Genomic DNA, 9,317 nt, shown 5'->3' on the forward strand with positions numbered 1-9,317 from the left:
CGTTCAACTACGCGGGCATCAAGGCGCAGGGTGTCGGCGGCTACCTCAAGTCGAACCTGTTCCCGCCGGGGGTTCCCAAGCCGCTCTACGTTCTGGTGACGCCCATCGAGCTCGTCTCGGTGTTCCTCATCCGTCCCGGAACGCTGATGATCCGCCTCATGGCGAACATGCTCGCCGGGCACATGGCGCTGGTCCTGTTCTTCAGCGCCGCGTGGTACCTGATGTTCCAGGCCGGGGACCTGGTCCTGGCGCCGGCAGGCTTCCTGTCGCTCGTCATGGGCCTGATGTTCACCCTGTTCGAGCTGATGGTGCAGTTCCTCCAGGCGTACATCTTCACCCTGCTCACCGCCGTCTACATCGACGGTGCGCTCCACGCGGAGCACTGAGACCCACCGAGATCCGGGGACACCCAGGGTCTTGGACGACCCGCGCCACCGAGAACCGGCGCGGGCCAACCGGAAAGGGAACGACAGAAATGATCCTTGCTGAGGTCGCAGGCAACCTCAACGCCGTCGGCTACGGCATCGCCACGATCGGCCCCGGCATCGGTGTCGCCTTCGTCGCGGGCAAGACCGTCGAGGCCATGGCTCGCCAGCCCGAGATGGCAGGCCAGCTGCGCACCACCATGATCCTGGGTATCGCGTTCACCGAGGCCCTGGCCCTGCTGGGCCTGGTCGCCGGCTTCCTCTTCAGCTGATCGACCGGACCCAGACAAGGCGGTGACCACCATGACCGAACCGCTGATCCTGGCGGCCGAGGGGGCTGTTAACCCCCTCATCCCGGCCGTCTACGACATCGTGTGGTCCGCGGTCTGCTTGGCGATCATCGGCTTCGTCTTCTGGAAGAAGGTGCTACCGCTCTTCCAGAAGGTGCTGGCCGAGCGCACCGAGAAGATCGAGGGCGGTATCGCCAGGGCCGAGGCGGCTCAGGCCGAAGCGGCTCGCACGCTGGAGGAGTACAAGGAGCAGCTCGCCGAGGCTCGTGCCGAGGCGGCCCGCATCCGTGACGACGCGCGGGCCGAGGGCCAGCAGATCGTCGAGGAGATGCGGGACCGGGCGCAGGCGGAGTACGACCGCATCGTCGCCCACGGCCACAACGAGCTCGACGCGCACCGCGCCCGCATCGTCTCCGAGCTGCGGGCCGACCTCGGCCGCGTGGCCGTCGACCTCGCGGGCAAGGTCGTCGGCGAGTCGCTGGAGGACCAGGCGCTGCGCCGCGGCACCGTGGACCGCTTCCTCAACGAGCTGGACGCCGCAGCGGCGCCCGCGGCGAAGTAGGGGAGTCCATGACGCTGCACGCCGCTAGTCGCGAAGCTCTGGCAGCCGCTGAACTGCGGCTGCTGGAGCTGGTCGAGGGCGCCGCGGGCGCCACCGGCCCGTCCGCGCTGGGGCAGGAGCTGTTCTCCGTGGTGGGTCTGCTGAGCGCGCAGCCGCAGCTGCGGCGCGCGTTCGGCGACGCCTCGTCCGACCCCGCGGGCAGGGAGCGCCTCCTGCGCTCCCTGCTGGCGGGCAAGGTCGCGGACGCCACGCTGGACGTCCTCGTCACGGCCGTCTCCGCCAAGTGGTCGAGCCCGCGCGAGCTGGTGGACGGGGTCGAGTCGCTGGCTCGCACCGCGCTGCTGGTGCACGCGGAGCGCGACGGCAGGCTCGACGCCGTCGAGGACGAGCTGTTCCGCCTCGGCCGCATCGTCGCCGGGAACCCCGAGCTGGAGCGGGTCCTCACCGACCCGGCCGGTTCGCCCGACGGCAAGCTCGCCCTGCTGAACGGCCTCATCCGGGGCAAGGTCGAGAAGGTGACCGAGGCACTGGTCACCCAGCTCGTCCAGCTCCCCAGGGGCCTGAGCGTGGTCAACGGCCTGACCCTCCTGGCGGGCCTCGCGGCCAAGCGCCGCGAGCGCTCGGTCGCCCACGTCCGCTCGGCGGTCGAGCTGACCGCGGACCAGCAGGACCGCCTCGCGGCCTCGCTGACCCGCATCTACTCACGACCGATCGCACTGCACGTCGAGGTCGATGCCTCGCTCGTCGGCGGCCTGGTCATCAAGATCGGTGACGAGGTCATCGACGGGAGCGTCGCAGGTCGCCTGGCGGCACTCCGCCGCGACCTCGCAGGCTGACCCGAACCCGGAACCGCGGCTTGCCCAGCCCCTTTCCCATGAACGAAGTGAGAGCAGGAACGACATGGCGGAGCTGACGATCTCGTCGGACGAGATCCGCAGTGCGATCGAGAAGTACGTCTCGAGCTACTCCCCGGAGGTCAACCGGGAAGAGGTCGGTGTCGTCGCCGAGACCTACGACGGCATCGCCATCGTCGAGGGTTTGCCCGGCACGATGACCAACGAGCTGCTGGAGTTCCCCGGCGGCGTCCTCGGAGTGGCGCTCAACCTGGAGGTCCGCGAGATCGGCGCGGTCATCCTCGGTGACTTCGACAAGATCGAGGAGGGCCAGGAGGTCAAGCGCACCGGCCAGGTCCTCTCGGTCCCGGTCGGCGCCGGCTGCCTCGGCCGGGTGGTCAACCCCCTCGGCCAGCCCATCGACGGTCTCGGCGACATCGTCGCCGACGACAACCGCGCCCTGGAGCTCCAGGCCGCGACGGTGCTCCAGCGCCAGCCCGTGGGCGAGCCGATGCAGACCGGCATCAAGGCCATCGAATCGATGACCCCCATCGGCCGCGGCCAGCGCCAGCTGATCATCGGCGACCGCAAGACCGGCAAGACCGCGGTCTGCATCGACACGATCATCAACCAGAAGAAGGCGTGGGAGAGCGGCGACCCGCAGCAGCAGGTCCGCTGCGTCTACGTCGCCGTCGGCCAGAAGGGCTCCACCATCGCGGGCGTCAAGGCCGCGCTGGAGGAGGCCGGGGCCCTGGAGTACACCACCATCGTGGCGGCTCCCGCGTCCGACTCGGCCGGCTTCAAGTGGCTGGCGCCGTACACCGGCTCCGCCATCGGCCAGCACTGGATGTACGAGGGCAAGCACGTCCTCATCATCTTCGACGACCTCACCAAGCAGGCCGAGGCGTACCGCGCGATCTCGCTGCTGCTGCGCCGCCCGCCGGGCCGCGAGGCCTACCCCGGTGACGTCTTCTACTTGCACTCGCGCCTGCTGGAGCGCTGCGCGAAGCTGTCCGACGAGCTCGGCGGCGGCTCGATTACCCGTCTGCCGATCAACGAGACCAAGGCGAACGACGTGTCGGCGTACAGCCCGACCAACGTCATCTCCATCACCGACGGCCAGTGCTTCCTGGAGTCGGACCTGTTCAACGCCGGTGTGCGCCCGGCCGTCAACGTGGGCATCTCGGTGTCCCGCGTCGGTGGCGCCGCGCAGACCAAGGCGATGAAGACGGTCTCCGGCTCGCTGCGCCTGGACCTGTCCCAGTTCCGCGAGCTGGAGGCGTTCTCCGCCTTCGCCTCGGACCTGGACGCCGCCTCGCGCGCCCAGCTGGACCGCGGCGCCCGCCTGGTCGAGCTGCTCAAGCAGGGCCAGTACTCGCCGGTCCCGATGGAGGAGCAGGTCGTCTCCATCTACCTCGGCACCAAGGGCCACTTCGACTCGGTCGCCATCGGCGACGTGCGCCGCTTCGAGGGCGAGTTCCTGGACCACCTGCGTCGCAACCACGACGTGGTGCTGTCCTCGATCCGCGACACCAAGAAGCTGTCCGACGACGCGGAGAAGGGCATCGTGGACGCGGTCAACGCGTTCAAGAAGCAGTTCACCGCCACCGGTGGCGCGCCGGTCGTGAACGAGGCCGCCGCCGACGCCATGGCCGCCGACAAGGTCGGACAGGAGTCGGTGAAGACCAGCCGATCCGCTCCGACCGAGAAGTGACGTAGGCATGGCGGCACAGATTCGGGAGCTTCGCCAGCGGATCCGCTCGGTCAACTCGACCAAGAAGATCACCAAGGCGTACGAGCTCATCGCGACCTCGCGACTGGCCAAGGCCCAGTCGCGGGTCGCGGCGTCGCGCCCGTACGCGGACGAGATCACCCACGTGCTGCGCGCTCTCGCCGAGGGCGCCTCCAGCCTGGACCACCCGCTGCTGGAGGCTCGCAAGAACCCCCGGCGCGCGGGCGTCCTCATCGTCACCAGCGACAAGGGCATGTGCGGCGGCTACAACGCCAACGTGCTCAAGGCCGCCGAGGAGCTCTTCGCGCTGCTGCGCTCGGAGGGCAAGGAGCCGGTGCTCTTCGTCGCCGGTCGCAAGGGGGCGGGGTACTACAACTTCCGCCGCCGCGCGATCGCGGGCGAGTGGAGCGGCTTCTCGCAGGCGCCGAACTACGTGAACGCCTCCGAGGCGGGCGACGCGCTCGTCTCGGCGTTCATGGCGGGCAGCGACGACGAGGGCGACGAGCCGGGTCCGGACGGCGTGCTGGGCGTGGACGAGCTGCACGTCGTCTACACCGAGTTCAAGTCCATGCTCAGCCAGCAGCCGGTCGCCAAGCGGATCGCCCCGCTGACCGTCGAGTACGACGCGGAGCCGCACGAGGGGCTGCACGCGTCGTACGAGTTCGAGCCGGACGCGGACAGCCTGCTGGACGCGCTGCTCCCCAAGTACATCAAGACCAGGCTGTTCTCCGCGCTGCTGGAGGCCGCCGCGTCCGAGTCGGCTGCTCGGCGGACCGCGATGAAGGCGGCGACTGACAACGCCTCCGAGCTGGTCCGCAACCTGAGCCGCCAGGCGAACGCGGCCCGCCAGGCCCAGATCACCCAGGAGATCAGCGAGATCGTCGGTGGCGCCTCCGCGCTTACCGGTGGCGCAGGAAGTGATGAGTGACATGAGTGCTACTGCCACCACCACCCGCACCGGCCGTGTGGTCCGGGTGATCGGCGCGGTCGTCGACGTGGAGTTCCCGCGCGACGCCGTGCCCGAGCTGTTCAACGCCTGCCACGCCGAGATCACCTACGAGGCCGTGGCCAAGACGCTGACCCTGGAGGTCGCCCAGCACCTGGGTGACAACCTGGTCCGCACGATCTCCATGCAGCCGACCGACGGCCTCGTCCGCGGCGCCCCGGTGACCGACTCCGGCAAGGCCATCTCGGTCCCCGTCGGCGACGTCGTCAAGGGCCACGTGTTCAACGCGCTCGGCGACTGCCTCGACAGCCCCGGCCTCGGCCGCGACGGCGAGCAGTGGGGCATCCACCGCAAGGCGCCGTCGTTCGACCAGCTCGAGGGCAAGACCGAGATCCTGGAAACGGGCATCAAGGTCATCGACCTGCTGACCCCGTACGTCAAGGGCGGCAAGATCGGCCTGTTCGGCGGCGCGGGCGTGGGCAAGACGGTGCTCATCCAGGAGATGATCACCCGTATCGCCCGCGAGTTCTCCGGCACGTCGGTGTTCGCCGGCGTCGGCGAGCGCACCCGCGAGGGCACGGACCTCCTCCTGGAGATGGAGGAGATGGGCGTGCTCGGCGACACCGCGCTCGTCTTCGGCCAGATGGACGAGCCGCCGGGCACCCGCATGCGCGTCGCGCTCTCGGCACTGACGATGGCGGAGTACTTCCGCGACGTCCAGAACCAGGACGTGCTGCTGTTCATCGACAACATCTTCCGGTTCACCCAGGCGGGTTCCGAGGTGTCGACCCTGCTGGGCCGCATGCCGTCCGCCGTGGGCTACCAGCCGACGCTGGCCGACGAGATGGGTGAGCTGCAGGAGCGGATCACGTCGACCCGAGGCAAGTCGATCACCTCGCTGCAGGCGATCTACGTGCCCGCGGACGACTACACCGACCCGGCGCCCGCCACCACCTTCGCCCACCTGGACGCGACGACGGAGCTCTCCCGTCCGATCTCCCAGAAGGGCATCTACCCGGCCGTCGACCCGCTGTCGTCGAGCTCCCGCATCCTGGAGCCGTCGATCGTCGGCGAGGAGCACTACCGGGTCGCCCAGGAGGTGAAGCGCATCCTGCAGAAGTACAAGGAGCTGCAGGACATCATCGCCATCCTCGGCATGGACGAGCTCTCCGAGGAGGACAAGGTCCTCGTCGGTCGCGCCCGTCGCCTGGAGCGCTTCCTCGGCCAGAACTTCATCGTGGCCGAGAAGTTCACCGGTCAGCCCGGCTCCTTCGTGCCGATCAAGGACACGATCGAGGCGTTCGACCGCGTGTGTAAGGGCGAGTTCGACCACCTGCCCGAGCAGGCGTTCTTCTCCTGCGGCGGGTTGGACGACGTCGAGGCCAACGCCAAGAAGCTCGCGGGCAACTGAGCTCCGCGCGGCTAGCCGGTTCTCGCTGAGAGGGCCGTCCCCCAGGGGGCGGTCCTCTTCGCTTTTCACGGGCTGTTCCCGCCGCGGTGGTCCCTCGTTCGTGTGACGCACTCCACTGCGTGACGTCGCTGGCCGGGTGGTGGGGGCCTTATGGGTGCTATTCGTTTTTCCGGTGGAATCGCGGTGGTGCGCGCCCGGTCCGGCAGGGTTGGTGTTCGCGCAGGTCAGGGCCGGTTGGCGCGGGGGAGCCGGTGGCGCCCTGCCCGGTTCTTGACCGGTTCCGCCGCGCCGCGCGCCCGCGCGGGCCTGCTTAGGGTGGCTGGTGCGGCACGCGGTCGCGGCGACCGTTTAGACTGCGTTCGACTCGACCTGTAGTGAGGGAGATGCACGTGGCCGAGATGACCGTCCAGCTCGTCGCCGTCGAACGCCGCCTGTGGTCCGGCTCTGCGAAGTCGGTGGTCGCGAAGACGACCGAGGGTGAGATCGGCATCCTGCCCGGTCACGAGCCCATGCTCGCCCAGCTCGTCGAGGGCGGCATCGTCAAGGTGCGCACTACCGACGGCGAGGTCGTCGCGGCGGCCGTGCACGGCGGGTTCCTGTCCGTGACCGCCGAGAGCGTGAGCGTGCTGGCCGAGGAGGCCGACCTCGCCCGCGAGATCGACGTCGACGCGGCCAAGCGGGAGCTGGAGAGCGCCGAGGGCTCCGACCGGTTGAAGGCCCAGGCCCGCATCAAGGCGGCCGGGCACACGGCCTGACGGGCCTGGACCGAGGGGACGGGGCAGCGCCGTGGTGGGGATCGCCGAAGTGGTCGGGGTGGTCCTGTTCCTCGCGGCGCTGGTGCTGACCTACACGGCCTGGCGGCGGGTGCGCCTGCTGCGCGCGGGCGGGGTGCACGTGGCCCTGCGCTCGCGGGTCGAGGAGAACGGGCGCGGCTGGCAGCTCGGGGTCGGGCGGTACCGGGGGGACGAGTTCGCCTGGTACCGGGTGTTCAGCCTGCGAGCGGGCCCCGACCGGACGATCCACCGGTCCGACTTCGAGATCGACACCCGGCGCGAGCCGACCGAGCCCGAGGCGTACGCGATGCCCGCGGGCGCGCGCGTGCTGCGGTGCAGGACGGCGTCCGGCGAGGTCGAGATCGCGATGGGGCCCGACGCGCTGACGGGGTTCCTGTCGTGGTTGGAGTCGGCCCCGCCCGGCCGGTCCATCCCCTGGGCCTCCTGAGCGGCCCGCAGCGGGCCGGAACGCGATGAGACCGCCGCCGACACCTGGTCGGGGCGGTCTTCGCGCTTCCGGGGGCGCTCAGGCGTTGTCGGCGGGCTTCCACAGGACGTCGCCGTCCGGGTTCGCCACACGGGCGAGGATGAACAGCAGGTCGGACAGGCGGTTCAGGTACTTCGCGGTCAGCGGGTTCGTGGTGTCCGGCTCGGCCTCGATGAGCGCCCACGTGCTGCGCTCCGCCCGGCGCGCCACCGTGCGGGCCTGGTGCAGCAGGGCCGCGCCGGGGGTGCCGCCGCTGAGGATGAACGAGTCGAGCTTGCCGAGGCGGGCGTTGAACTCGTCGCACCAGGTCTCCAGGCGGTCCACGTAGGCCTGGGTGACGCGCAGCGGCGGGTACTGGGGGTTCTCCACGATGGGGGCGCACAGGTCCGCGCCGACGTCGAACAGGTCGTTCTGGACGCGCAGGACCACCGCCTTGACGTCGTCGGCGAGGGCGCCGAGGGCCATCGCCACGCCGAGCACCGCGCCGGTCTCGTCCGCGTCCGCGTACGCCGCGATGCGCGGGGCGGTCTTCGGGACCCTGGAGAAGTCGCCGAGACCGGTGGTCCCGTCGTCGCCAACCCGCGTGTAGATCTTCGTGAGGTGAACGGCCATGCGGGCACCATAGGCCGCCCGGAACCCGTTCGGTTCGCCCGCTCCGTAGGATGAGCGCCACCCAGAGTCGAGGAGTTCGTTGGTGAGTGAGCACTTCCGGGTCCAGGGCGGCGCGCGCCTGGTCGGCGAGGTCGACGTCGTCGGGGCGAAGAACAGCGTCCTGAAGCTCATGGCCGCAGCGCTGCTGGCCGAGGGGACCACCACCATCACGAACTGCCCCGAGATCCTGGACGTCCCGCTGATGGCGGACGTGCTGCGCAGCCTCGGGTGCGAGGTGACGATCGAGGGCGACGTCGCGACCATCACCACCCCGGCCGAGCTGAACCACCGGGCCGACTCGGAGGCGATGGGGAAGCTGCGGGCCAGCGTGTGCGTGCTCGGGCCGCTGGTCGGCCGGTGCAAGCGGGCCGTGGTCGCGCTGCCCGGCGGCGACGCGATCGGCAGCAGGCCGCTGGACATGCACCAGAGCGGCTTGCGCAAGCTCGGCGCGCACAGCGAGATCGAGCACGGGTGCGTGGTCGCCGAGGCCCAGGGGCTGCACGGGGCGCAGGTGTGGCTGGACTTCCCGAGCGTCGGGGCGACCGAGAACATCCTGATGGCGGCCGTGCTGGCGGACGGCACGACGGTGATCGACAACGCGGCGCGCGAGCCGGAGATCGTCGACATCTGCGTGATGCTCCAGCAGATGGGCGCGCGGATCGAGGGCGCCGGGACGTCGACGCTGACCGTGCACGGGGTGCCGGAGCTGCACCCGACCGAGCACCGGGTCATCGGCGACCGGATCGTGGGGGCGACCTGGGCGTTCGCGGCGGCGATGACCAGGGGTGACATCACGGTGCGCGGGGTGGACCCGAGGCACATCAACCTGGTGCTGGAGAAGCTCCGGACGGCCGGGGCGACGGTGACGACGGGGGAGAACGAGTTCCGGGTGGTGCAGGAGGGGCGACCGGAGTCGGTGGACTTCGTGACCCTGCCGTACCCCGGCTTCGCGACCGACCTGCAGCCGTTCGCGATCGCGCTGTCGGCGGTGTCGGAGGGGACTTCGATGATCACGGAGAACCTGTTCGAGGCGCGGTTCCGGTTCATCGAGGAGATGGTCCGGCTGGGGGCCGACGCCCGGACCGACGGGCACCACGCGGTGGTGCGCGGGGTGGAGCGGTTGTCGAGCGCGCCGGTGTGGGCGAGTGATATTCGGGCTGGGGCCGGGTTGGTGCTGGCCGGGTTGTGCGCGGACGGGGCCACGGAG

General features: G+C 70.2%; 11 protein-coding genes. 10 read left to right on the forward strand and 1 reads right to left on the reverse strand.

Going from position 1 to position 9,317, the window contains the following annotated elements:
• The 9 genes from ACTUAL_RS03405 to ACTUAL_RS03445 all read left to right on the forward strand — a co-directional run.
• Positions 1-386, forward strand: a 386-nt coding sequence (locus ACTUAL_RS03405; RefSeq protein WP_440899238.1) for a F0F1 ATP synthase subunit A, incomplete at its 5' end; no start/stop codon positions are given.
• An 89-nt stretch (positions 387-475) separates the two neighbouring features.
• A complete protein-coding gene (locus ACTUAL_RS03410) occupies positions 476-697 on the forward strand; it encodes an ATP synthase F0 subunit C (RefSeq protein ID WP_015804832.1) in 222 nt (73 codons plus the stop codon).
• A gap of 31 nt (positions 698-728) precedes the next feature.
• Complete coding sequence (locus ACTUAL_RS03415; protein ID WP_096496775.1) at positions 729-1,277, forward strand: F0F1 ATP synthase subunit B; 549 nt, start codon at positions 729-731, stop codon at positions 1,275-1,277.
• An 8-nt stretch (positions 1,278-1,285) separates the two neighbouring features.
• Positions 1,286-2,113 (forward strand): F0F1 ATP synthase subunit delta, encoded by an 828-nt coding sequence (locus tag ACTUAL_RS03420; RefSeq protein WP_096496774.1) that lies wholly within the window; start codon positions 1,286-1,288, stop codon positions 2,111-2,113.
• 64 nt (positions 2,114-2,177) lie between these two features.
• A complete protein-coding gene (gene atpA, locus ACTUAL_RS03425) occupies positions 2,178-3,824 on the forward strand; it encodes a F0F1 ATP synthase subunit alpha (RefSeq protein ID WP_440899239.1) in 1,647 nt (548 codons plus the stop codon).
• A 7-nt stretch (positions 3,825-3,831) separates the two neighbouring features.
• Positions 3,832-4,770, forward strand: a complete 939-nt coding sequence (locus tag ACTUAL_RS03430) for a F0F1 ATP synthase subunit gamma (RefSeq protein WP_096496772.1) — start codon at positions 3,832-3,834, stop codon at positions 4,768-4,770.
• On the forward strand, positions 4,763-6,199 hold the full coding sequence (gene atpD, locus ACTUAL_RS03435) for a F0F1 ATP synthase subunit beta (RefSeq protein WP_015804827.1): 1,437 nt from the start codon (positions 4,763-4,765) through the stop codon (positions 6,197-6,199). Before ACTUAL_RS03430 ends, atpD begins: the two co-directional genes overlap by 8 nt.
• Positions 6,200-6,588: 389 nt before the next feature.
• Entirely contained in the window at positions 6,589-6,954 is a 366-nt protein-coding gene (locus ACTUAL_RS03440) for a F0F1 ATP synthase subunit epsilon (RefSeq protein ID WP_096498080.1), read from the forward strand.
• 34 nt (positions 6,955-6,988) lie between these two features.
• Positions 6,989-7,420: a DUF2550 domain-containing protein gene (locus ACTUAL_RS03445; RefSeq protein ID WP_096498079.1), complete on the forward strand. Its 432-nt coding sequence runs from the start codon at positions 6,989-6,991 to the stop codon at positions 7,418-7,420.
• A gap of 78 nt (positions 7,421-7,498) precedes the next feature.
• Here the strand turns inward: ACTUAL_RS03445 and ACTUAL_RS03450 are convergent, their stop codons facing one another.
• The gene (locus ACTUAL_RS03450; protein ID WP_015804824.1) at positions 7,499-8,071 is read right to left on the reverse strand and encodes a cob(I)yrinic acid a,c-diamide adenosyltransferase; all 573 of its coding nucleotides are present in this window, start codon (positions 8,069-8,071) and stop codon (positions 7,499-7,501) included.
• An 82-nt stretch (positions 8,072-8,153) separates the two neighbouring features.
• Between ACTUAL_RS03450 and murA the strand changes: the two genes are divergently transcribed.
• On the forward strand, positions 8,154-9,317 hold a 1,164-nt coding region (gene murA / locus ACTUAL_RS03455; RefSeq protein ID WP_440899240.1), incomplete at its 3' end, for a UDP-N-acetylglucosamine 1-carboxyvinyltransferase.

The organism is Actinosynnema sp., assembly GCF_052038725.1.

Excerpts from the sequence above, each read along its gene's own strand:
- ACTUAL_RS03410 (WP_015804832.1), top strand. The coding sequence starts at position 476 with ATGATCCTTGCTGAGGTCGCAGGCAACCTCAACGCCGTCGGCTACGGC.
- ACTUAL_RS03415 (WP_096496775.1), top strand. The coding sequence starts at position 729 with ATGACCGAACCGCTGATCCTGGCGGCCGAGGGGGCTGTTAACCCCCTC.
- ACTUAL_RS03420 (WP_096496774.1), top strand. The coding sequence starts at position 1,286 with ATGACGCTGCACGCCGCTAGTCGCGAAGCTCTGGCAGCCGCTGAACTG.
- atpA (WP_440899239.1), top strand. The coding sequence starts at position 2,178 with ATGGCGGAGCTGACGATCTCGTCGGACGAGATCCGCAGTGCGATCGAG.
- ACTUAL_RS03430 (WP_096496772.1), top strand. The coding sequence starts at position 3,832 with ATGGCGGCACAGATTCGGGAGCTTCGCCAGCGGATCCGCTCGGTCAAC.
- atpD (WP_015804827.1), top strand. The coding sequence starts at position 4,763 with ATGAGTGACATGAGTGCTACTGCCACCACCACCCGCACCGGCCGTGTG.
- ACTUAL_RS03450 (WP_015804824.1), bottom strand. The coding sequence starts at position 8,071 with ATGGCCGTTCACCTCACGAAGATCTACACGCGGGTTGGCGACGACGGG.